20 protein-coding genes are annotated in these 23,817 nt (G+C 62.9%); 16 read left to right on the forward strand and 4 right to left on the reverse strand.

Annotated features, from left to right (window positions below; genetic code table 11):
- Positions 1–4 precede the first annotated feature (4 nt).
- From AC1DRN_RS18195 to madM, 11 genes are all read left to right on the forward strand, one after another.
- Entirely contained in the window at positions 5–5,905 is a 5,901-nt protein-coding gene (locus AC1DRN_RS18195; protein WP_223456716.1) for an Hpt domain-containing protein, read from the forward strand.
- Complete coding sequence (locus AC1DRN_RS18200) at positions 5,898–6,359, forward strand: chemotaxis protein CheW (RefSeq protein ID WP_223456717.1); 462 nt, start codon at positions 5,898–5,900, stop codon at positions 6,357–6,359. The genes AC1DRN_RS18195 and AC1DRN_RS18200 overlap by 8 nt, the downstream gene beginning before the upstream one ends.
- A 415-nt stretch (positions 6,360–6,774) precedes the next feature.
- Positions 6,775–8,445 (forward strand): malonate decarboxylase subunit alpha, encoded by a 1,671-nt coding sequence (gene mdcA, locus AC1DRN_RS18205; RefSeq protein WP_007987781.1) that lies wholly within the window; start codon positions 6,775–6,777, stop codon positions 8,443–8,445.
- Positions 8,445–9,320 (forward strand): triphosphoribosyl-dephospho-CoA synthase, encoded by an 876-nt coding sequence (locus AC1DRN_RS18210; RefSeq protein WP_223456719.1) that lies wholly within the window; start codon positions 8,445–8,447, stop codon positions 9,318–9,320. Before mdcA ends, AC1DRN_RS18210 begins: the two co-directional genes overlap by 1 nt.
- A complete protein-coding gene (locus AC1DRN_RS18215) occupies positions 9,320–9,619 on the forward strand; it encodes a malonate decarboxylase subunit delta (protein ID WP_007975424.1) in 300 nt (99 codons plus the stop codon). The genes AC1DRN_RS18210 and AC1DRN_RS18215 overlap by 1 nt, the downstream gene beginning before the upstream one ends.
- Positions 9,612–10,463 (forward strand): biotin-independent malonate decarboxylase subunit beta, encoded by an 852-nt coding sequence (locus AC1DRN_RS18220; RefSeq protein WP_223456721.1) that lies wholly within the window; start codon positions 9,612–9,614, stop codon positions 10,461–10,463. Before AC1DRN_RS18215 ends, AC1DRN_RS18220 begins: the two co-directional genes overlap by 8 nt.
- Positions 10,460–11,263: a biotin-independent malonate decarboxylase subunit gamma gene (gene mdcE, locus AC1DRN_RS18225; RefSeq protein WP_223456723.1), complete on the forward strand. Its 804-nt coding sequence runs from the start codon at positions 10,460–10,462 to the stop codon at positions 11,261–11,263. The genes AC1DRN_RS18220 and mdcE overlap by 4 nt, the downstream gene beginning before the upstream one ends.
- Entirely contained in the window at positions 11,257–11,877 is a 621-nt protein-coding gene (locus AC1DRN_RS18230) for a malonate decarboxylase holo-ACP synthase (protein ID WP_223456725.1), read from the forward strand. Before mdcE ends, AC1DRN_RS18230 begins: the two co-directional genes overlap by 7 nt.
- Entirely contained in the window at positions 11,874–12,785 is a 912-nt protein-coding gene (mdcH, locus tag AC1DRN_RS18235; RefSeq protein WP_223456727.1) for a malonate decarboxylase subunit epsilon, read from the forward strand. Before AC1DRN_RS18230 ends, mdcH begins: the two co-directional genes overlap by 4 nt.
- Before the next feature lie 62 nt (positions 12,786–12,847).
- Entirely contained in the window at positions 12,848–13,264 is a 417-nt protein-coding gene (gene madL / locus AC1DRN_RS18240) for a malonate transporter subunit MadL (RefSeq protein ID WP_223456730.1), read from the forward strand.
- 1 nt (position 13,265) lies between these two features.
- Positions 13,266–14,030, forward strand: coding sequence for a malonate transporter subunit MadM (gene madM, locus AC1DRN_RS18245; RefSeq protein ID WP_108217031.1), 765 nt, complete (start codon positions 13,266–13,268; stop codon positions 14,028–14,030).
- A 111-nt stretch (positions 14,031–14,141) separates the two neighbouring features.
- Here the strand turns inward: madM and AC1DRN_RS18250 are convergent, their stop codons facing one another.
- Complete coding sequence (locus AC1DRN_RS18250; protein WP_095944414.1) at positions 14,142–15,056, reverse strand: LysR family transcriptional regulator; 915 nt, start codon at positions 15,054–15,056, stop codon at positions 14,142–14,144.
- A gap of 131 nt (positions 15,057–15,187) precedes the next feature.
- Here AC1DRN_RS18250 and trhA point away from each other — a divergent pair, with 131 nt between their 5' ends.
- Positions 15,188–15,805 carry a PAQR family membrane homeostasis protein TrhA gene (trhA, locus tag AC1DRN_RS18255; protein ID WP_223456732.1) on the forward strand — a complete coding sequence of 206 codons (618 nt, stop codon included), beginning with the start codon at positions 15,188–15,190 and terminating at the stop codon, positions 15,803–15,805.
- Here trhA and AC1DRN_RS18260 read toward each other — a convergent pair.
- Positions 15,802–16,719 carry a LysR family transcriptional regulator gene (locus AC1DRN_RS18260; protein WP_218431196.1) on the reverse strand — a complete coding sequence of 306 codons (918 nt, stop codon included), beginning with the start codon at positions 16,717–16,719 and terminating at the stop codon, positions 15,802–15,804. The two genes, trhA and AC1DRN_RS18260, sit on opposite strands and share 4 nt — an antisense overlap.
- 109 nt (positions 16,720–16,828) lie before the next feature.
- On the opposite strand from AC1DRN_RS18260, the gene AC1DRN_RS18265 reads away from it, so the two are divergent.
- The 3 genes from AC1DRN_RS18265 to AC1DRN_RS18275 are packed head-to-tail and all read left to right on the forward strand — an operon-like array spanning position 16,829 to position 19,380.
- A complete protein-coding gene (locus tag AC1DRN_RS18265; RefSeq protein WP_223456734.1) occupies positions 16,829–18,070 on the forward strand; it encodes a D-amino acid dehydrogenase in 1,242 nt (413 codons plus the stop codon).
- A gap of 27 nt (positions 18,071–18,097) precedes the next feature.
- Positions 18,098–18,448 (forward strand): RidA family protein, encoded by a 351-nt coding sequence (locus AC1DRN_RS18270; RefSeq protein ID WP_223456736.1) that lies wholly within the window; start codon positions 18,098–18,100, stop codon positions 18,446–18,448.
- A gap of 29 nt (positions 18,449–18,477) precedes the next feature.
- Complete coding sequence (locus tag AC1DRN_RS18275; protein ID WP_223456739.1) at positions 18,478–19,380, forward strand: transporter substrate-binding domain-containing protein; 903 nt, start codon at positions 18,478–18,480, stop codon at positions 19,378–19,380.
- Between the two features lie 122 nt (positions 19,381–19,502).
- Here AC1DRN_RS18275 and AC1DRN_RS18280 read toward each other — a convergent pair whose 3' ends face one another.
- Both AC1DRN_RS18280 and AC1DRN_RS18285 read right to left on the reverse strand, forming a co-directional pair.
- Positions 19,503–20,222: a 16S rRNA (uracil(1498)-N(3))-methyltransferase gene (locus AC1DRN_RS18280; RefSeq protein WP_223456741.1), complete on the reverse strand. Its 720-nt coding sequence runs from the start codon at positions 20,220–20,222 to the stop codon at positions 19,503–19,505.
- Between the two features lie 148 nt (positions 20,223–20,370).
- Entirely contained in the window at positions 20,371–21,777 is a 1,407-nt protein-coding gene (locus tag AC1DRN_RS18285) for an adenosylmethionine--8-amino-7-oxononanoate transaminase (RefSeq protein WP_223456742.1), read from the reverse strand.
- Positions 21,778–22,000: 223 nt separating this feature from the next.
- Here AC1DRN_RS18285 and AC1DRN_RS18290 point away from each other — a divergent pair, with 223 nt between their 5' ends.
- A complete protein-coding gene (locus AC1DRN_RS18290) occupies positions 22,001–23,761 on the forward strand; it encodes a flavin monoamine oxidase family protein (protein ID WP_223456743.1) in 1,761 nt (586 codons plus the stop codon).
- Positions 23,762–23,817: the final 56 nt, after the last annotated feature.

A 23,817-nucleotide genomic window follows, 5' to 3' on the forward strand; every position in this document is an offset into this window, starting at 1 on the left:
GGTTATGGGTGATCGGCACGACTATGTGGCCCTCGAGTGGGTCAAGGGCGAGATTGCCGAAACGCTGAAACAGGCTCATCACGCGATCGAAAACCTGCTCGATGACCCGCAGGCGACGCAAGCGCTGGATGATTGCCTGGCATGCATCCATCAGGTCCACGGCAGTTTGCAGATGGTCGAGTTCTACGGCGCGGCGTTGCTCGCCGAAGAAATGGAACAACTGGCCATGGCCTTGCAGGGCAGCCGTGTCAGTCATCGCGACGAGGCGTTGCACCTGTTGATGCAGGCCCTGGGGCAGCTGCCGATCTACCTCGACCGGGTGCAAGGCGCGCGTCGTGACTTGCCTCTGGTGGTGTTGCCACTGATCAACGACCTGCGCAGCGCCCGCGGCGAAAGCCTGCTGTCGGAAACCAGCCTGTTCAGCCCGCAATTGCCCGAGTTACCAGCGCTGGACGCAGAAACGCTGGCGCAGCTGGAGCCGGCCGAATTGCCCAATGTGCTGCGCAAGCTGCGGCAGATGCTGCAAATGGCGCTGGTCGGTTTCCTGCGTGAACAGGACAACGACACCAACCTCGATTACCTGGCCAAGGTCTTTACCCGCCTCGAAGCACTGTGCGCCAATGCACCCCTGAGCCCGTTATGGCAGGTGGCATCGGCGCTGGTCGAAGGCATGCAGGGCGGTGCGATCGCCAACAGCCCGGCCTTGCGCAGCCTGTTCAAGGACGCCGACATTGAGCTCAAGCGTCTTCTCGAACAAGGCATTCAAGGCATCAACCAAGCGGCCCCGCCGGAGCTGCTCAAGAGTTTGCTCTTCTACATTGCCAAGGCCGAACATCCCACCGGGCAGATGCTGACCATGAAAGAACGCTACTCACTGGACGACGCGCTGCCCGACAGCGCGATGGTCGATGAAGAACGCGCGCGGCTGGCCGGTCCTGACCGTGATGCCATGCGCTCGGTACTGGCGGCGCTGTGCGAAGAGCTGGTGCGGGTCAAGGAGCGCCTGGACCTGTTCGTGCGCAGTGACCGCCAGCACACCTCTGACCTCGACAGCCTGCTGGCGCCGCTGCGGCAAATCGCCGACACCCTGGCGGTCCTGGGCTTCGGCCAGCCGCGCAAGGTGATCATCGATCAATTGGCGGTGGTGCTCAGCCTCGCCCAGGGCCAGCGCGAACCCAACGATGCGATCCTCATGGACGTTGCCGGGGCCTTGTTGTACGTCGAAGCGACGCTGGCCGGCATGGTCGGTACCGTGGAGCCGGAGAGCCAGGAAGACAACCGCCTGCCGACCACCGACCTGACGCAGATCCATCAGATTGTGATCAAGGAGGCCCGCATCTGTTTGCAGCAGGCCAAAGACATGATCGTCGACTACATCGACGCCGATTGGGACCGCCAGCATTTGCAGGCGCTGCCGGCCTTGCTGACCCAGGTGCGCGGCGCGCTGGCGATGATTCCGCTGGGCCGGGCGGCGAGTCTGGTCGAAACCTGCAATCACTTTATCCGCGAGCACCTGTTGCTCGAACCGGGTCAACCGGGCTGGCAGGAACTGGACAGCCTGGCCGACGTGATCACCAGCATCGAGTACTACCTCGAGCGCCTCAGCGATGACCCGCAAGCACAGGGTGAAAACCTGCTCGATGTCGCGGAAAAAAGCCTGGCCAGCCTCGGGTTTTTCCCCAGTGAGCAGCATGTGCCAGTGCTTGATGATGTGCTCAACCCGACCGAAGCGCAGGTCATGCAGATGATGCAGGAGCTGGATGATCCGCAGACCGTCCAGACCCTGGCCGACGTGCTTGCCAGCCCGGTTTCGAGCCTGAACCCGCCCGCGCTGAACACCCCGGGCAGCCTGCTGCCGCCACCTGCAGGCGAAGAACCGGTGGACGAGGAACTGCGTGAGGTGTTCCTCGAGGAAACCGACGAAGTCCTGGAAATCCTGCGCGAGTACTTGCCGCGCTGGTCGGTCAACCCCGACAACCGCTCGGCCCTGAGTGAGCTGCGCCGCGCCTTTCATACCCTCAAGGGCAGCGGCCGGATGGTGCGCGCCCTGGTGTTGGGTGAGCTGGCCTGGGCTGTGGAAAACCTGCTCAACCGCGTACTGGAAGACAGCGTGGAGCCGGGCGCTACGGTGCAACGACTGATCGGCGATGTGCTGCAGCTGCTGCCGGAACTGGTGGCGGAATACGCCGCCAATGCCCAGCGTCAGCGCAACGATGTCGACCAGTTGGCAGCGCGTGCCCATGCCCTGGCCAAGGGCGATGAGCCGGTGTCCGATGAGGATACGCAGGATGTCGCGGCCCTCGACCCGCTGTTGCTGGAGATCTTCCGCAAAGAGGCCGAAACCCACTTGGGCAGCCTCAATCGCTTCCTTGATCAGGCCGCCGAACATGTGCCGTTGCAGGCCAGCGACCAATTGCAGCGCGCCTTGCACACCCTCAAGGGCAGCGCCTCCATGGCCGGCGTGTTGCCGATTGCCGAACTGGCCGCGCCGCTGGATCAACTGGCCCGGGAATACAAGGCACACCTGATTGCGCTGGATCTGGACGAAGTTGAACTGCTGCTGGAGGCAGAAGGGCTGTTCCGCCTCGGCTTACGCCAGCTCAAACGCGATCCGCTGGCGGAAATTCCCGGCGCCCGGGGTTTGACCGAGCGAGCCAAGGCGTTGTTGGCCGAGCGCCTGGAAAACCTCACGCCGAACACCGGGCTGCGGATCAAGCGCGACCCGCAACTGATCAACAACTTCCTCGCCCAGGGCATGGACATCCTGCTGGACGCCGAAAGCCTGTTGCAGCGTTGGCAGCAACACCCCGGCGAACGTCAGGAACTCAGCGCACTGCTGGACGAATTGACCACCCTCGGCGAAGGCGCCCATCTGGCCGACCTGCACCCGGTGGATGAGCTGTGCGAAGCGCTGCTCGACCTGTACGGTGCCGTGGAGGAAAGCAGCCTCGCGGTCAGCGAGCGGTTTTTCCATGAAGCACAGGGTGCCCACGAAGCACTGATCAACATGCTCGACGAACTGGCCGCCGGTCAGGAAGTCAGCCCGCAACCGCAACGGATCAGGGCCTTGCGCGAACTGCTCGACGAGAGCCTCGACCCGTCGGCCATGGGCCTGATCCGCAGTGATGGCAGCCGTAGCCTGAGCATCCGCGAATTGGGTTCTGCCACCGAGGAGCTGGCCCAAGCCACCACGGCCACGGGGCCGGACGATGAAATCGTTGCGATCTTCCTCGAAGAAGCGGTGGATATCCTCGAAAGCGCCGGTCATGCCTTGCAGCGTTGGTTGCGCGACCCGGACAACGCCGCGCCGCTGTCGTCCCTGCAACGGGATTTGCACACCCTCAAGGGTGGCGCACGCATGGCCGAGGTCGGGCCGGTCGGCGATCTGGCCCATGAACTGGAAAGTCTTTACCAGGGCCTGGTGGACCGTCGTTATGCCTTCAGCGATTCAATGGCGGTGTTGCTTAAACAGAGCCATGAGCGACTGGCGTTGTATTTCGAACAGTTGCAGCTCAACCAGCCACTGGACGATGCCCGAGAGCTGATCGAAGCCATTCGTGCCTACCGTCAAGGGCATGCGGGTATCGCCGAGTCTGCCCGGCAGGCGACCGACAACGACTCGGCTGCGCACGATCCGCAATTGCTGGAAATATTCCTCGAGGAAGGTTTCGACATCATTGAAAGCTCCGGGGCGGCGCTGGAGCGCTGGCAGGTCCAGCCTTCGAATCGGCAGGAAGTGGAAACCCTGCTGCGCGACCTGCACACCCTCAAGGGCGGCGCGCGCATGATGGAAATCGCCGCGATTGGTGATCTGGCCCATGAACTGGAGTTCCTCTACGAAGGCCTGTCCACCGGCGTGTTGCAACCGACGGAGCCGTTGTTCGCGCTGTTGCAGCGCAGCCATGACCGCCTGGCGCAGATGCTCGATGCGGCCCGCGCCGGTGAGCCGATGCCGCCGGCCGATCGCTTGATCGATGCCATCAAGAACTTCAGCCACCCGGCCGTGCCTGAAGCCCCCGCGCCGATTGCTCTGCCGGCCACGCCCAAGGCCGAGCCGCTGACGCCGCCGTCCGATGCCGGCGCCGACATGGTCAAGGTCTCGGCGGAGCTGCTCGATGATCTGGTCAACCTGGCCGGTGAAACATCGATCTTCCGTGGCCGGATCGAGCAGCAGGTCAACGATGCGCACATCGCCCTGAATGAGATGGAGACCACCATCGAGCGAATGCGCGACCAGTTGCGTCGCCTCGATACCGAAACCCAGGGGCGGATCCTCAGCCGCCAGCAAGTCGACGCCGAGCGCCTGGGCTACGAAGAGTTCGACCCGCTGGAAATGGACCGCCACTCTCAATTGCAGCAACTGTCCCGGGCGCTGTTCGAATCGGCCTCTGACTTGCTCGACCTCAAGGAAACCCTCGAACGACGCAATCAGGATGCGGAAAACCTGTTGCAACAGCAGGGCCGCATCAACACCGAATTGCAGGAAGGCCTGATGCGCACGCGCATGGTGCCGTTCGAGCGCATGCTCCCGCGTTTGCAGCGCATTGTTCGGCAGGTGGCCGGCGAACTGGGCAAGGACGTGGATTTCATCGTCGATAACGCCGAAGGCGAGATGGACCGCAACGTTCTCGAACGCATGGCCGCGCCGCTGGAACACATGCTGCGCAACGCCGTCGACCACGGCCTGGAGTCCGTCGAAGCACGGCTGGCGGCGGGAAAACCGGCCAAGGGCAAGATCACCCTCGATCTGCTGCGCGAAGGGGGCGACATCATTTTCGACATCCGCGACGACGGCGCCGGTGTGCCGCTGGACGCGGTGCGGCGCAAGGCGATCAAGCGCGGTCTGCTCGCCCCGGACAGTGTCATCAGTGATCACGACGTGTTGCAGTTCATCCTGCAACCGGGGTTTTCCACCGCCGAAAAAATCACCCAGATCTCCGGGCGCGGCGTCGGCATGGACGTGGTGCACGAAGAGGTGCGGCAACTGGGCGGCACCATGAGCATCGACTCGGTGCCGGGGCAGGGCGTGCATTTTCGCATTCGCCTGCCGTTCACCGTATCGGTCAACCGGGCGCTGATGGTGCAGTGCGGTGAGGACCAATACGCGATCCCGCTCAATACCATCGACGGCATCGTGCGCGTCCTGCCCAATGAACTCGAAGGGTATTTCCGTTTCGATTCGCCAACCTACGAATACGCCGGACAACGTTACGAGCTGTGCTATCTGGGTGAGCTGCTGAAAACCAGCCCGCGCCCGAAGCTGTTGGGCCAGAGCCTGCCATTGCCGGTGTTGCTGGTGCAGTGCAACGAACGGCACATCGCGGTGCTGGTGGACGCCATGGCCGGCACTCGCGAAATCGTGGTCAAGAGCCTGGGGCCGCAGTTCGCGGCGGTGCAAGGGGTGTCCGGGGCGACGATTCTCGGAGACGGCCGGGTGGTGCTGATTCTGGATTTGCTGGCGCCGATCCGCGCCATGCAGGCCCGTGTGCCCCAGCGTCCGGCAGGACAAGAGGTCGAGGCCGAACCGCATCGGCCGCTGCTGGTGATGGTGGTCGACGACTCGGTCACCGTGCGCAAGGTCACCAGCCGCTTGCTCGAACGCCACGGCATGAACGTGTTGACCGCCAAGGACGGGGTCGATGCCATGCTGCTGTTGGAAGAACACATGCCCGACCTGATGCTGCTGGACATCGAGATGCCGCGCATGGATGGCTTCGAAGTCGCGACCCAGGTGCGCAACGACGAACGCCTGCGACACCTGCCGATCATCATGATCACCTCCCGCACCGGACAGAAACACCGCGACCGCGCCATGGCCATCGGCGTCAACGACTACCTCGGCAAGCCGTACCAGGAATCGGTGCTGCTCGAAAGCATCGCCTTGTGGAGCAAGACCCATGCTTGAGCACCGCACCAGCAACCTCACCGGCCTGCTGCTGCCGTTGGCCGACCGTAACCTGATCCTGCCCAACGTCGCCGTTGCCGAGCTGATCGATTACCAGCCGCCGGGGACTTTCGACCTTGACACACCGCCGTGGTACCTGGGCCTGGTGATGTGGCGCGAACGGCAGATTCCGCTGCTGAGTTTCGAATCGGCCTGCGCGCAGAAAGTCGTCATCGGCGAACGTGCGCGGATCGTGATCCTCAACGCCCTCGGCGGGCGCCCCGAGCTGAAGTTCATCGCGCTATTGGTGCAGGGCATTCCGCGCTCCTGCAAGCTCGATAGCCAGTTGAGTTATGTGGATGTGCCGTTGTGTTCGTTGGAACAGGCGGCGGTGCAGGTGGGCGAGCAGGTGGCCAAGGTGCCGGATCTGTTGGCGCTGGAGGCGTTGTTGGTGGATGCCGGGTTAATCAACTGATCCCGATTCAGCGGTGATCTGACCGGCCTCTTCGCGGGCAAGCCCGCTCCCACAGGTTCTTCAGGTGATTCACGATTTGCGAAATTGCACGGTCTCTGTTGGAGCGGGCTTGCCCTAATGCCAGTCAGTTAAGGCGCAAAACCTGTGGGAGCGAGCTTGCTCGCGATAGCGGACTGTCAGGCAATGCAGGTGTTGGCTATGCGATCGTCATCGTCGGAACGCCGCCCGGAGCAAGCTCGCTCCCACAGGAGTTGCGGTGTTCGAAGCGTTGACTGATCGGCATTAGGGCTTGCCCGCGAAGGCGTCAGTTCTGACAACCATTACCCTGAGCGTAACGATCCACCACTCTGCTTGATTGATACACCCACCCAACGCTCCTAAGGTAGCTCCACGACAGCGAACCCGTGGAGTGGTCATGACAACAACAATATCCCCCGACTCGCGATGGACGCGGCGGCGCAGCGAAAAGCAGCGGCGCCTCGAGCTGGTGCGAGGGCTTGCCGACGGCGTGGTGTTGCCCACCGACAACATCGTCGCGGCGCTGGAGGCGTTGATTCTGCCTGGCGACCGCGTGGTGCTCGAAGGCAACAACCAGAAGCAGGCGGATTTCCTCTCGCGCTCCCTGGCCAAGGCCGACCCCGCGAAGCTGCATGACCTGCACATGATCATGCCCAGCGTCGGTCGCGCCGAGCACCTGGACTTGTTCGAGCGCGGCATCGCCCGCAAGCTCGACTTCTCTTTTGCCGGCACCCAAAGCCTGCGCATCAGCCAGTTGCTCGAAGACGGCCTGCTGGAAATCGGCGCGATCCACACCTACATCGAACTCTACGCACGACTGGTGGTGGACCTGATTCCCAACGTCGTGCTTTCGGCCGGGTTCATGGCCGACCGCGCCGGCAACATCTACACCGGGCCAAGCACCGAAGACACCCCGGCGCTGATTGAGCCGGCGGCCTTCAGCGACGGCATCGTCATCGTCCAGGTCAACCAATTGGTGGACGATGTCAGCGACCTGCCGCGCGTCGACATTCCCGCCTCCTGGGTCGACTTCGTGGTGGTGGCCGACAAGCCGTTCTACATCGAACCGCTGTTCACCCGCGACCCTCGGCACATCAAGCCCGTGCACGTGCTGATGGCGATGATGGCGATTCGCGGGATCTACGAAAAACACAACGTGCAGTCGCTCAACCATGGCATCGGTTTCAACACCGCGGCCATCGAACTGATCTTGCCGACCTACGGCGAATCCCTCGGCCTCAAAGGCAAGATCTGCCGCAACTGGACGCTCAACCCGCACCCGACCCTGATTCCGGCGATTGAAAGCGGCTGGGTCGAAAGCGTGCATTGCTTCGGCACCGAGTTGGGGATGGAAAACTACATTGCGGCGCGGCCGGATGTGTTCTTTACCGGGCGCGATGGCTCCCTGCGTTCCAATCGGATGTTCAGCCAACTGGCCGGGCAATACGCAGTAGACCTGTTCATCGGCGCGACTTTGCAGGTCGATGGCGACGGCCACTCCTCCACCGTGACGCGCGGGCGCCTGGCCGGTTTCGGCGGGGCACCGAACATGGGCCACGACCCGCGCGGTCGTCGCCACGGCACACCGGCCTGGCTCGACATGCGCAACACAGATGTGGCTGAGCCGATGCTCGAACGCGGTAAAAAACTCGTGGTGCAGATGGTCGAGACCTTCCAGGAGGGCGGCAAACCGACCTTCGTCGAAACCCTCGATGCCGTTGATGTGGCGAAGAAAAGCGGCATGCCGCTGGCACCGATCATGGTTTATGGCGACGACGTCACCCACCTGCTGACTGAAGAAGGCATTGCCTACCTGTACAAGGCGCGCTCGCTGGAAGAGCGCCAGGCGATGATCGCCGCCGTCGCCGGGGTCACCGCCATCGGCCTGCGCCACAACCCCAAAGACACCGCACGCATGCGTCGCGAAGGTCTGATCGCCTTGCCCGAAGACCTCGGCATCCGCCGCACCGACGCCACTCGCGAATTGCTCGCGGCGAAAAGCGTGGCCGATCTGGTGGAATGGTCCGGTGGCCTCTACAACCCGCCCGCCAAGTTCAGGAGCTGGTAATGCACGCACTTAACCTGCAACCAAAAAGCCTGAGCCTGACCGAACGGCTGGCGGACCTGGCGGTGGACGCATTGATCGACGAGGCTGATCTGTCGCCGAAGCCGGCACTGGTCGACCGTCGCGGCAATGGCGCCCACACCGATTTGCATCTGGGGTTGATGCACGCTTCGGCGCTGTCCTTGTGGCCCGCCTTCAAAGATATGGCTGAAGCCGCCATCGAGTTCGGCGAGGTCGGCTTGCCCCTGCGCGAAGCCGTGGGCCGCATCGGTCGCGAAGGCGAGCAAGCGATGCTCGACACCACGGGCGGCGTGAACACTCATCGTGGGGCAATCTGGGCCTTGGGCTTGTTGGTAACGGCTGCTGCGCTGGAACCTCAATCCTGTAGCGCCAATAGCGTGGCGTTGCGTGTGGCGCGGTTGGCCTTGCTCGACGACCGTTATGCACCACGTCCGCTCAGTCACGGTGCGCAAGTGGCCCAACGCTACGGCGCTCGGGGTGCTCGTGAAGAAGCGCAACTGGGTTTTCCGGCGGTGACCCAACGTGGTCTGCCACAACTGCTACGCAGTCGTGCAGCCGGTCATGGCGAACAGAACGCCCGGCTCGACGCGCTGCTGGCGATCATGACCAATCTGGCCGACACCTGCGTGCTTTACCGCGCCGGGGAAGAAGGGCTGAGCACCATGCAGCGGGGTGCCCGGGCGGTACTCGACGCGGGTGGCAGTGCCAGCCTCGCCGGACGTCGCCGCCTGCATGAGCTGGACCAACAACTCATCGCTTTGAATGCCTCGCCCGGCGGCGCTGCCGACCTGCTCGCAGCCTGCCTGTTCGTCGACCGTATCGGGTCGGACGACGGCCTTATCCAGGGAGTGTTTTGATGGAAACCTTATCCTTTGAATTCCCCGCCGGACAGCCGCCACGCGGTCGCACCCTGGTGGGTTGTGTCGGCTCTGGTGATCTGGAAGTGCTGATCGAACCGGGCCAGGCCGGCAAGCTGACGATCAACGTGCAGACCTCGGTCAATGGCAGCGAACAACGCTGGCAGCATCTGTTCGCACGGATGTTCGACGGCCAGACGCCACCGGCCATGGATATCGATATCCACGATTTCGGCGCGACACCCGGCGTGGTGCGCCTGCGCCTGGAACAGGGCTTCGAGGAGATCGGCCATGACTGACAGCGCAGCCTTGCTCAACAAGCACAGCTTCGTCGAACTCGGTGCCCGGCAACGGGCCAAGGCCCTGCTCGATGCGGGCACCTTCCGCGAATTGCTCGATCCGTTCCAGCGCATCATGTCGCCATGGCTGTCGCGCCAGGGCGTGGTGCCGCAAGCCGACGACGGCGTGGTGATCGCCAAGGGCAATCTCGATGGTTTGCCGGTGGTGATTGCGGCCATTGAAGGCGCATTCCAGGGTGGCAGCCTGGGTGAAGTCGGCGGAGCAAAAATTGCCGGTGCACTGGAACTGGCCGCTGAAGACAACCGCAACGGCATTCCGACCCGCGCCGTGCTGTTGCTGGAAACCGGCGGCGTGCGCTTGCAGGAAGCCAACCTCGGCCTGGCGGCAATTGCCGACATCCACGCGGCGATTGTTGACTTGCAGCAGTACCAACCCGTGGTCGGTGTGGTTGCGGGCAGCGTCGGCTGCTTTGGCGGCATGTCGATTGCCGCCGGCTTGTGCAGCTACCTGTTGGTGACCCAGGAAGCGCGACTCGGCTTGAACGGTCCGCAGGTAATCGAGCAGGAAGCCGGACTCGAAGAATACGATTCCCGCGACCGGCCCTTCATCTGGAGCCTGACCGGTGGTGAACAGCGTTTCGCCAGTGGTCTGGTGGATCGTTACGTGGATGACGATGTGGCGCAGATTCGCCAGCAGGTGGCTGAGTTGCTCCAGCAGGGTTTGCCTGCACAGCCGCGCAGCCAGCAGGCCGAGTTGTTCCTGCAACACCTGGCGCGTCTGGACGCCGAACCGCAAATCGAGCCGTCCGTGGTTCGCGATCTGTACCAAGGAGAACGCCCATGAGTTCGTATTCCCTGCGAGGCCTGAACTGGTTCAACGCCTTGAGTACCGGGGCCAAAGCGGTCGAGGGTTTGCCGGCTTCACTGAAGGTCGCGGACGGTTCGCTGGGCGCTCAGCCTGTGCGCTTCATCGCGGTGGTGGCCGACCCGGAAAACCGCTTCGTCCGTGCCCGCAACGGCGAAGTGGGTTTGCTCGAAGGCTGGGGCCTGGCCAAGGCTGTGGATGAAGTCATCGCCGCCGATCAGAACAAGGCACACAAACGCGCCCTGATCGCCATCGTCGACGTGCCGAGCCAGGCTTACGGTCGACGCGAGGAAGCCCTCGGTATCCATCAGGCGCTGGCCGCTGCGGCGGACAGTTATGCCCGCGCCCGTCTCGCTGGTCATGCGGTGATCGGTCTGCTGGTGGGCAAGGCGATGTCCGGGGCGTTTCTGGCCCACGGCTATCAGGCCAATCGCTTGATCGCCCTGCGTGATCCGGGGGTGATGGTGCATGCCATGGGCAAGGCGTCGGCGGCGCGGGTGACTTTGCGCAGCGTTGAGGAGCTCGAAGCCCTGGCTGCCAGCGTGCCGCCGATGGCCTATGACATCGACAGCTATGCCAGCCTGGGTTTGTTGTGGGAAACCTTGTCGGTGGAGCAGATCGAGCAGCCGACGGCGGGGGATCTGGCGCGGGTAACCGAGTGCCTGCTTCAGGCAATTGGCGATGTGGCCGCCGGTGGTCGTGATCTGAGTGGTCGTCTCGGTGCGGCCAATCGTGCGGCGTCGAGCAAGGTTCGCCAATTGCTGAGAGCGCAGTGGTGAACACGCTACTGGCCCATGACCTGCTGTGGGGCATGACCCCGCAGCAGTTGCCTGCGGATGCGCCTGCCTGGGTGATCGAGTCGATCAGTGCCGGCCAGCCGGTGGTGGTCCGTCGCGCCTTGTGCGCGGCGGGGCAGGTGGCGGTGGGCGTGCGCGGGCCGATGCGCGAACAGCGATTTGCGGCGGTGATGGGCGTCGCCGCCATTACGCGGCAGGTGCGGCCGGAAGAACTCTGCCATGTTCAAGGGCTGCGCGATTTCCCTGCGCTGCGAGCCTTGGCGCAACTGCGCCCACACCTGGAAAACTGTGATTGGGTCTGGGGTGTCAGCGGCAGCGCCGGGTTCGAGTTGGCCAGTGGATTTGCCGCTTTGCATGAGGGCAGCGATCTCGATCTGATCTTGCGTACACCGCGTCCGTTGAGTCGTGACGACGCGCGGGCGTTGGTGGCCGTTCTTGATTCAGCCGTGTGCCGCGTGGACCTGCAATTGCAGACACCGTCGGGCGCCGTTGCCTTGCGCGAATGGGCCGGTGCTTCGTCGCGGGTCCTGTTGAAAAGTGCCACTCAGGCCAGCCTGGTCACTGATCCGTGGAATCCACAGGAGCAAGCAGCGTGAGCAGCTTGCTGGTGTTCCCCGGGCAGGGCGCGCAACAACCCGGGATGCTGGCGCGTTTGCCTCGGGAAACATTGAACGAAGCGAGCGACCTGCTCGGTGAAGATGTCACGCGGCTGGATTCTGCCGAGGCGTTGCAGTCGACGAGGGCGGTTCAGCTTTGCCTGCTGATCGCCGGGGTCGCCGCTTCACGTCAGTTGACCATGGCCCCGGACTACGTGGCCGGCTTGTCGATCGGCGCTTACCCGGCAGCGGTGGTGGCTGGCGCCCTGGGTTTCAGCGATGCGTTGCATCTGGTCAGCCTGCGCGGTGAGCTGATGCAGCAGGCATATCCACAGGGCTATGGCATGACCGCGATCATCGGTCTGGACCTGGCCACGGTGGAAGGATTACTGGCCCAGGTACACAGCGCGCAAATGCCGGTTTATCTGGCCAATATCAATGCCGATAACCAGGTGGTGATTGCCGGTAGCGACGCGGCGATGAAAGCGGTGGCGGAGTTGGCGAAAGGTTGCGGGGCTGGCTTGGCCAAGCGTCTGGCAGTGAGCGTGCCGTCCCACTGCCCTTTGCTTGATGCCCCTGCGCAACGATTGGCCGAAGCCTTCGCCAAGGTGCCGCTGCACACCCCGAAGATCGGTTACCTGAGCGGCAGTCGTGCGCGTCCGCTGATCAAGCCTGAAGCCTTGCGTGACGACCTGGCCTTCAACATGTGCCGCATCGTCGATTGGCGCGGCACGGTACAAAGCGCCTACGAGCGCGGCGTACGTCTGCAGATCGAACTGCCGCCCGGCGCGGTGTTGACCGGGCTGGCGCGCCGGGTGTTCGAGCAGGGCACCGTGATTGCCTTCGACGGTGCACGGCTCGATACCTTGCAGGCGCTGATGCGTGAGGAGGGAAGCCGTCACTCCTAAAACCGACTCAGGCTTCGAACAACAAAAACAACATTCGACGATGCACTTTGAGGACTACAACAATGATTATTTACGGTGTGGCGCTGTTGGCGATCTGTACGCTGGCAGGGGTGATCATGGGTGACATGCTCGGTGTGTTGCTGGGAGTGAAGTCAAACGTCGGCGGTGTCGGGATCGCGATGATCCTGCTGATTTGCGCACGGTTGTGGATGCACAACCGTGGCGGCATGACCAAGGATTGCGAGCTGGGCGTCGGCTTCTGGGGCGCGATGTACATCCCGGTGGTGGTGGCGATGGCGGCGCAACAAAACGTGGTCACGGCGCTGCATGGCGGTCCGGTGGCGGTGTTGGCGGCGATAGGATCGGTGGTGATCTGCGGCTGCACCATTGCCCTGATCAGTCGGACCCATAAAGGCGAACCCTTGCCCGATGAACCGGCGGATGTAACGCCGGTTGGCGCACCGGCAGGAGGTCGCTGATATGTGGGAACTCATCGAGAAAGGCCTGGCCACGAACAGTCTGGTCACAGCATTCGCTTTCGTCGGCATCATCATGTGGGTGTCGGTCATTCTTTCCAAGCGCCTGACTTTCGGACGCATCCACGGTTCGGCGATTGCCATCGTCATCGGCCTGGTGCTGGCCTGGGTCGGCGGCACATTGACTGGCGGGCAAAAAGGCCTGGCGGACCTCACGCTGTTTTCCGGCATCGGGCTGATGGGCGGCGCCATGCTGCGGGACTTCGCCATCGTTGCCACGGCATTCGAGGTGCAGGCCACAGAAGCGAAAAAGGCCGGCTTGATCGGCGTGATCGCGCTGCTGTTGGGCACGGTGCTGCCGTTTATTGTCGGCGCGTGCATGGCCTGGGCATTCGGATACCGCGACGCGGTGAGCATGACCACCATTGGTGCCGGTGCGGTGACTTATATCGTCGGCCCGGTGACTGGTGCGGCAATTGGTGCAACCTCGGATGTGATGGCGCTGTCGATTGCCACCGGCCTGATCAAGGCGATTCTGGTGATGGTCGGTACGCCGATGGCGGCGCGCTGGATGGGCCTGGACAACCCGCGCTCGGCGATGGTGTTCGGTGGGCTGGCCGGGACTGTCAGTGGCGTGACCGCCGGGCTGGCGGCGACGGATCGGCGCCTGGTGCCTTATGGCGCGTTGACCGCGACTTTCCACACCGGGCTGGGCTGTCTGCTGGGGCCTTCGCTGTTGTTCTTCATTGTTCGCGGGATTGTCGGGTAAGCCGCGGGATCTTCGCTTACTGTACCGACGTCATCGCGAGCAAGCTCGCTCCCACAGGGGATTGCATTCCAATGTGGGAGCGAGCTTGCTCGCGATGGCCGCGACTCGGTTTCAGACCTGCCGATTGGCATACATCCGACACTCCGCCAGCAACGCCAGCAGATTCGGATCTCGCTCCTTGGCCTTCAGGAACACCACGCCAATGTGCTGCTGCAACCGGTACTTTTCCTGCAGCGGGATCAGCTTCACCCGGTTTTCGTACACCGCCGCAATCCGCCCCGGCAGCAACGCATAACCCACACCCGAACTGACCATGCTCAGCAAGGTGAAGATGTCGTTGACCTGCATCGCCACCTTCGGCTCGAACCCTGCCTGCTCGAATACCCGCTTGCCGTCCTGATGGGTGGCGAAGCCTTGGGTCAGGGTGATGAAGGTTTCGTCGCGGACTTCGGCCAGGTCGACTTCGGTTCGCTGGGCAAACTTCGAATCGGCGGGCGTGGCGAGGAAGATGTCGTCGGAAAACAGCGGGATCTGCTCGCAATCCGGATCGTTGACGCTGTCGTCCAGCGACACCAGGATCGCATCGACTTCCATGTTCTTGAGCTTGTAGAGCAGGTCGATATTGGAACCCAGAATCAGGTCGATGTTGAGCTCGCTGCGGCGGATCTTCAAACCCATGATCAACTGCGGCACAGTCTTCACCGTCAGTGAATACAGCGAACCTAACTTGAAGCGTTCGGCCGAAAACCCGGCGGCCTCGCGGGTCAGGCGCACGCTTTCAACCACGTCCTGAATCAGCTTCTGCGCCCGCTCTTCCAGTACATAAGCGCTTTCCAGCGGCGTCAGGCTGCGGCCTTCGTGCTTGAACAACGGGCAGCGCAGGGCGCTTTCCAGGGAATGGATCGCCCGATGCACGCTGACGTTACTGGTCTGCAACTCGGCAGCGGCCCGCGCCAGGTTGCCGGTGCGCATGAAGGCCAGGAACACCTCGAGTTTTTTCAGGGTCAACTCTTCATCGATCAGCATGGGGCGGACTCTTTCTGGAATGACTCGATTGTGCCCAATTACGCCGGGCCCGTCGTACAGAAACATTGCGCTTTTACGCTTGAAGCCTGAGCCTTGCGCTCTGCGGCAATGAACTTCGAGGTGAGTAGCGCATGTATCACGGGGAAAGACTGAACGCCTGGACGCATTTGGTCGGGGCAGTGGCGGCGTTTGTCGGCGGAGTGTGGCTGATTGTGCTGGCCAGTCTCGACGGCAGCCCGTGGAAGATTGTCAGCATGGCAATCTACGCCTTTACCTTGCTGGTGCTTTACAGCGCATCGACCGTGTACCACAGCGTGCGCGGGCGCAAGAAAGAGATCATGCAGAAGGTCGATCACTTCTCGATCTACCTGTTGATCGCCGGCAGCTACACGCCGTTCTGCCTGGTGACCCTGCGCGGGCCGTGGGGCTGGACGTTGTTCGGGATTGTCTGGGGCCTGGCGCTGATCGGCATCCTGCAAGAGATCAAGCCGCGTTCGGAAGCACGAATTCTGTCGATCGTGATTTATGCGGTGATGGGCTGGATCGTGTTGGTGGCGGTCAAGCCGCTGCTCGCGGCGCTGGGCGCCGCCGGATTTGCGTGGCTGGCATCAGGCGGGGTGTTGTACACCGTCGGGATTATCTTTTTTGCCCTGGACGACAGGCTGCGGCATGCCCACGGCATCTGGCATCTGTTCGTGATCGCCGGGAGCCTGCTGCACTTTGTGGCGATTTTCTTTTATGTGCTTTAAGGCTGTACCGGAACCAGGCGATCCAGCTGCTCCCGGGCTCGACGGCTGAACACCTGCAACAGGTCGTTCAAGGTGTGGGGCGGTGGTTCGGCGGCGCGGGTCACTGCGTACAGGGTGATGGGCAGCGGCGGTGTCAGAGGGCGGATGGTTGTGCTGGCGCAAGAGGCGCCAAGGGCGGTGAACGGATCGATCACCGCCAGGCCCGCGCCGGATTCCACCATCGCCCGTGCCAGTGAGTAGGTTTGCACGGCGATGCGTACCCGCGGCGGCGGTTCGACCGCTTCCAGGTAACTGTCGAGCCGCGCGGCCAGCGGATCAGCGCTGGATAAACCGATCAGTGGTGCATCCGCCAGCGCCATCAGCGGCAACGGTTTACCCGCCTCTTCCTGAGGCCAGTAACCACTCGGCGCCAGCGCCACCAGCACGCCGGACGCCAGCGCCTGGGCCTTGAGCCCCGGGTGATCCGGGCGTTGCAGGGTCAGGGCGACATCCACTTCGCGCATCAACAGGTTCTGCACCAGTTCGCGACTGTGGGCGCTGGAGAGTTCGCAAACGATGTCCGGGTAACGCCCGGTCCACTCGTGAATGGCCGGCGGCAGCAATGACAGGGCCAGTGCCGGGGTGGCACCGATGCGCAGGCTGTGGCCAGGCTCGCGGCGCAGGCTCTGCGCCAGGCGTCGCACGCCTTGCAGGCTTTCACTGACCTTGTCCACTTCGCGCTCCAGCTCCAGCGCTTCCGGCGTCGCCTGCAACTTGCCGCGTACCCGCAGGAACAACGGGAAGCCCAATTGCTGCTCGGCGTGCTGCAACACCTTGCTCACCGCTGGTTGCGAGACGTGCAGCAATTGCGCGGCAGCGCTGATCGATCCGGTCTGGCGGATGGCCTGGAAAATTTCGATATGGCGAAGGCGCATGGCAAGTCCATAACCTTTGTTTATGGGGTTGCCATCTTTATGCATTGTTCAACGTCTGTCACCTGGCTCTAACCTTGGCCTTGTCTTCACAACGGTTTTAGGGACGGACATGGCTCAGCGTGTGTGCATCATCGGTGGCGGCGTGATTGGCCTGGCAACGGCCTATGCGCTGGTGCGCGACGGCTTCGAGGTGACGGTGGTCGAGGCACGGGATTCGCTGGGCAGTGAAACCAGCTTCGCCAACGGTGGCCAGTTGTCTTATCGCTATGTTGCGCCCCTGGCCGACGCCGGTGTGCCTTGGCAAGCCATCGGCTGGATGCTGCGCGGCGATTCACCGCTGAAGCTGCGCCCGCGCTTCGACCCGGCCCAGTGGCGCTGGATGGCGGCGTTCCTCGGCGCCTGTCGCCGCTCAGTCAACCGCGAGAACACCGCGCACTTGCTGCGCCTGGCGCTGTTCAGCCAGGACACCTTGAAGTCCTGGCGCGAGGACGATGGACTGGCGGGATTCCAGTGGCGGCGCAATGGCAAGCTGGTGACTTTCCGCCGGAACAGCAGTTTCGAGCATGCGCGCCAGGGCCTGGCCGACCCGCAGCAACAGCAGGTGTTGTCGCCGGCCGAATGCGCGCAGCTGGAACCGGCGCTGACCGATGCGCCCTTTGTCGGGGCGATCTACACCCCCGACGAAGAGGTCGGCGATTGCCACGGTTTCTGCCAGCAACTGGCCGCACGACTGAAGGCGTCTGGCCGTTGCGAGTTTCGCCTCGGGCAAGCGGTGACCGGCATTCGCCACAGCAACGGCAGCGTCAACGCCATCGAACTGGGCGAACACGTGCTGCCGGTCGAGCAACTGGTGATCGCCGCCGGTCACCGCAGTCCGCTGTTGGCGTTGCCGGGGCTGCAACTGCCGCTTTATCCGCTCAAGGGCTACAGCCTGACCGTGCCGATCGGCGCCGGTCACCGGGCGCCGGACGTGAGCATTACCGACTACGACCGCAAGATCGTCTACGCCCGCATCGGCGAGCACTTGCGCGTGGCGGCGATGGTCGACATCGTCGGCTTCGACCCTGCGCTGGACCCCAAACGCCTGGCACTGATCAAGCGCCAGGCCCATGACACCTTTCCAAATGCCGGCGCCTATGACGAAGCCGTCGAGTGGGCCGGCATGCGCCCGGCCACCCCCAGYGGCGTGCCGTTGCTCGGTGCGACGGCGTATCGCAATCTGTGGCTCAACCTCGGCCACGGTGCGCTGGGCTTCACCCTGGCATGCGGCAGCGGGCGCTTGCTCAGCGAGCTGATCGGCGAGCGCCGGCCTTCCATTGACCTTCAGGGTTTCAGCCATCGGGCCGCCTGAATACGGATTTCTGAAGAGGACACTGCAATGACCATTACCCGACTGCACAGCAACCCGCGCCTGTCCGGCGCCGTGACCTTTGGCGACCTGGTGTTTCTCTCCGGGCAGGTGCCAGGCGATGCCCGGGATGCCGGCGGCCAGACCCGCGAAGTGCTGGCGAAAATCGATACCTTGCTGGCCGAGGCGGGCAGCGACAAGGATCATCTGCTCAGCGCGACCATTTACCTGAAGAACATCACCGAGGATTTCGCCGCGATGAACGAGGTCTGGTCGGCCTGGCTGTCGCCGGGGCAGGCACCGAGCCGCACCACCGTGCAGGCCGAACTGGCCCGCCCGCAGGTGCTGGTGGAAATCACCGTCATCGCTGCACGCGTCTGATAAACCAACACCCACAACGGAGAATAACAATGCAAAAAATCACGTTGCTCGCTTGTACGCTTGGCCTGTTGCTCGGCAGTCAGGTTCAGGCCAATGAAGCGCCGCTGACCGGCACCCTGAGCAAGATCTCCAGCGCCAACAGCATCACCCTGGGTTATCGCGATGCTTCGGTGCCGTTCTCCTACGTGGGTGATCACAGCGGCAAGCCAATGGGTTACTCGGTGGATCTGGCGGGCAAGATCGTCGAGCGCATCCAGCAGCAACTGGCGCTGCCGGACTTGCAGGTGAAGTACAACCTGGTGACCTCGCAGACCCGCATTCCACTGGTGCAGAACGGCACCGTGGACCTGGAGTGCGGCTCCACCGGCGTGACCGCCGAACGGCAGAAGCAGGTGGCGTTCTCTTATGGCTTCATTTACGTCAAAGGCCAGTTGCTGACCGCGAAAGACAGCGGGATCAAGAGCTTCGCAGACTTGCGCGGCAAGAACGTGGTGACCACTGCCGGCACCACCAACGAGCGCTACCTGAAAAGCTACAACGTCGATCACAAGATCGACATGTTCGTGATCAGCGCCAAGGACCACGGCGAAGCCTTCCAGATGCTGCAATCGGGCCGGGCGGTGGCGTTCTACATGGACGACGCGCTGCTCTACGGCGAGCGCGCCAAGGCCAATGACCCGCACAAGTGGGTGGTGGTCGGGGAGGAGCAATCGCGGGAGATCTACAGCTGCATGGTGCGCAAGGACGACCCGCAGTTCCTGGCGCTGGTCAACGGCGCGTTGGCGGATCTGTACAGCTCGGGCGAGATCAACGGCATCTACAAACGCTGGTTCGAGCAGCCGATCCCGCCGAAGGGTTTGAACCTCGAGTTCCCGATGACCAGCGAACTCAAGGCGATTATTGCCAAGCCGGTGAGTGATCCGGTGCAGTAGTCATCCAGACTGTGTCGTGGCCATTCGCGAGCAGGCTCGCTCCCACCTTGGACCTGTGGTGCTCACAAATTTTGTGATCACTGGAGATCTACTGTGGGAGCGAGCCTGCTCGCGATGAGGGCCTAGAAGTCACCCCAGAGTTGCTGGGCCACCGCCAGTGCGACAACCGGCGCGGTTTCGGTGCGCAGCACCCGTGGACCGAGGCGGGCGGCGTGGAAGTCGCTGGCCTTAGCCTGATCGACTTCGGCATCGGACAAACCACCCTCCGGACCGATAAGGAATGCCAGGCTTGCAGGCTTGGCATGGCTCACCAGCGGTTCGGCCACCGGGTGCAGCACCAGTTTCAACTCGGCCTGGGTCTGTTTCAACCAATCGGCCAACAACAACGGCGGATGAATCACCGGTACCCTTGAACGCCCGCATTGCTCGCAAGCGCTGATCGCCACCTGGCGCCAATGCAGCAGGCGCTTGTCGGCGCGCTCGTCCTTGAGCCGGACTTCGCAGCGTTCGGTGAAAATCGGGGTGATTTCAGTGACGCCCAGTTCCGTGGCTTTCTGGATCGCCCAGTCCATGCGCTCGCCCCGGGACAGGCCCTGGCCGAGATGGATTTGCAGCGGCGACTCGACCTGCCCGGCGAAGCTTTCGTCGACCTGCACTACCACGCGCTTTTTGCCGACGTCGACCAGCCGGGCGCAAAACTCCTGGCCCGAGCCGTCGAACAGTTGCAACGCATCACCCTCGGCCATGCGCAGCACACGGCTGATGTAATGGGCCTGGGCTTCGGGCAACTCGTGCTCGCCGGTGCTCAGGGGGGCGTCGATGAAGAAGCGGGACAGTCTCATGCTGGGTCTCTGAAAAAGGGTGTTGGTCATGGATCGGTGGGACTTCTGTGGGAGCGAGCTTGCTCGCGATGACGATCTGACATTCACCATTGATGGTGTCTGAAAAACCGCTATCGCGAGCAAGCTCGCTCCCACATTGACCGCATCATCAACCCGGATCACGGAACCCTGGGTGGAAGTCCTTCGGCACCGCTACGCTGACGCTGTCACGGGTCGCAATGTCGATCCCTTCGCTGGCCACTTCGGCAAGGAAATCGATCTGCTCCGGGGTGATCACATACGGCGGCAGGAAGTACACCACGCTACCCAGTGGACGCAGTAAAGCACCGCGCTCCAGGGCGTGCTGGAACACCTTCAGGCCGCGACGTTCCTGCCATGGGTAAGCCTCTTTGCTGGCCTTGTCCTTGACCATCTCGATGGCCAGCACCATGCCGGTCTGGCGCACTTCGGACACGTTCGGGTGGTCGACCAGATGCGCGGTGGAGGAAGCCATGCGCTGCGCCAGGGCCTTGTTGTTCTCGATGACATTGTCTTCTTCGAAGATGTCCAGGGTCGCCAGGGCCGCCGCGCACGCCAGCGGGTTGCCGGTGTAGCTGTGGGAGTGCAGGAAGGCGCGCAGGGTCGGGTAGTCGTCGTAGAAGGCGCTGTAGACTTCGTCGGTGGTCATGCACGCGGCCAGGGGCAAGTAACCGCCGGTCAGGGCTTTGGACAGGCACAGGAAGTCCGGGCGGATGCCGGCCTGTTCACAGGCGAACATCGTCCCGGTGCGGCCGAAGCCGACAGCGATTTCGTCATGGATCAGGTGCACGCCGTAGCGGTCGCAGGCTTCGCGCAGCAGCTTGAGATACACCGGGTGGTACATGCGCATGCCACCGGCGCCCTGGATCAGCGGCTCGACAATGACTGCCGCCACGCTGTCATGGTTCTGCGCGAGGGTCTGCTCCATCGCGGCGAACATGTTGCGCGAGTGCTCTTCCCAGCTCATGCCCTCCGGACGCAAGTAACAGTCCGGGCTCGGCACCTTGATGGTGTCCATCAACAGCGCTTTGTAGGTCTCGGTGAACAGCGGCACGTCGCCCACCGACATCGCCGCCATGGTCTCGCCGTGGTAGCTGTTGGTCAGGGTGACGAAGCGCTTCTTGGCAGGCGTACCGCGATTGAGCCAGTAGTGAAAGCTCATTTTCAGCGCGACTTCGATGCAGGACGAACCGTTATCGGCGTAGAAGCACCGGGTCAGGCCTTCCGGCGTCATCTTCACCAGGCGCTCGGACAGTTCGATCACCGGTTGATGGCTGAAACCGGCGAGGATCACGTGTTCGAGCTGATCGACCTGGTCCTTGATGCGCTGGTTGATCCGCGGGTTGGCGTGCCCGAACACATTGACCCACCAGGAGCTGACCGCATCGAGGTAGCGCTTGCCTTCGAAGTCTTCCAGCCACACGCCTTCACCGCGCTTGATCGGGATCAGCGGTAGTTGTTCGTGATCTTTCATCTGGGTGCAGGGATGCCACAACACGGCGAGATCGCGTTGCATCCACTGATTATTCAGGCCCATTTTCACTCTCCTGGAGGCGGTCCGTGACCAGCGCGGACAAACAATCGCGCAAGCCTATGCAATGCGTGCCACGGGGACAACCCATTGTGTCGAATGAGCTACTTTATCCAGGCCGATAGACGTTGCTGGCGGGTGTTTGAAGGCTGACGTATCCTTCGCGGTTCTTGAGCCGTCTGGCTCGCAAAAACCGCTGTTTTCCTCGTGTAATTCCGGAGTTCGCTGAATGTCTGTGGGTTGGCTGCGCGCCTGTGCGCTGGTGATGTTGGGGCTGTTCAGCGTGTCTGCGCTGGCCAAGGATAAAACCGCGATCGTGATCGGCGGCGGCCTGTCGGGCCTGACTGCCGCGTACGAGCTGCAGAACAAGGGCTGGCAGGTCACTCTGCTGGAAGCCAAGTCGAGCCTGGGCGGCCGTTCCGGCATGGCCACCAGCGAATGGATCGGCAACGACAAGGCTCAACCGGTGCTGAACAAATACGTATCGAACTTCAAGCTGAGCACCACCCCGGCCCCTGAATTCGTGCGGACTCCAGGTTACCTGATCGATGGTGAGTATTTCTCCACCGCCGACCTTGCGACCAAACAGCCGGCCACCGCCGAGGCGCTCAAGCGCTTCGACAAGACCGTGGACGATCTGGCGCGCTCGATCGACGACCCGCAGAACCCGGCCGCCAACAACACGCTGTACGCGCTGGATCAGATCAACGTGTCGAGCTGGCTCGACAAGCAGAACCTGCCGGCCACCGCCCGCCAGCTGATCAACCAGCAGATCCGTACCCGCTACGACGAACCTTCGCGCTTGTCGCTGCTGTACTTCGCGCAGCAGAGCCGCGTTTACCGTGGTGTTTCCGATCGTGACCTGCGGGCTTCGCGCCTGGTCGGTGGCAGCCCGGTGCTGGCCCAGGCCCTGGTCAAGCAGCTGAAAACCATCAAGACCAATTCCCGGGTCTCGTCGATCATTCAGGACAAGGACGGTGTGACCGTCAAAGTCGACAGCGTCAGCTATCAGGCTGACTACGTCGTGCTGGCCGTGCCACTGCGCGCCCTGAACAAGATCCAGATGATCCCGGCGCTGGACGCCCAGCACCTGGCGGCGATCAAGGGCACCAACTACGGATGGCGTGACCAGATCATGCTGAAGTTCAAGACGCCGGTGTGGGAATCCAAGGCGCGCATGTCCGGCGAGATCTACAGCAACACCGGCCTGGGCATGTTGTGGATCGAGCCTGCCCTGAAGGGCGGTGCCAATGTGGTGATCAACCTGTCCGGCGACAATGCGCGAGTGATGCAGGCGTTCGGCGACAAGCAGATGGTCGATCAGGTGTTGATTCGCCTGCATGAGTTCTATCCACAGGCTCGCGGTTCGTTCACCGGTTATGAAATCCGTCGTTACAGCACCGATCCGTCGACTGGCGGCGCCTACCTGGCCTTCGGTCCGGGCCAGATCAGCAAGTTCTGGCGCCTGTGGGAACGCCCGATTCAGCGCGTAACCTTCGCTGGCGAACACACCGACACCCTGTACCCGGGCACCCTGGAAGGCGCGTTGCGCACTGGTCAGCGTGCAGCCAGCCAGGTTGAAGACCTGGCGGCGGGCAAGTCGTTCGAACCGGCGAAAGTGGTCCCGGCCGCTGCCGCTGCGGCGGGCACTGGTGCGGTGGCGGCGAAGAAAGGCAATTTCTTCAGCAACCTGTTTGGCGGCTCCGATGACGAGAAGAAGCCAGAGCTGGTCAAGGCATCCGAGCCGGTTGCACCGCCAGCGCCAGCGCCTGCTCCGGCGCCAGCCCCGGCCATCGCGCCAGCCCCGGTGGAAGCACCGAAGCCTGCGACCCCGGTAAAACCCGAACCGGCCAAAAAGGCTCCGGCAAAACCGGCTGCCAAGACCGAGGCGAAAAAAGCCCCGGTCAAGGCACCGGCCAAGAAAACCGAGGCGGTGAAGAAGCCAGCAGCTAAACCTGCGGCGACTCCGGCAATGGATGCCAAGGCGTAGTAAGCCCTGGGACAAAAAGAACGCGGCGTAAATGCCGCGTTTTTTTTGCCTGAAGA

The organism is Pseudomonas sp. P5_B3 (assembly GCF_056400405.1).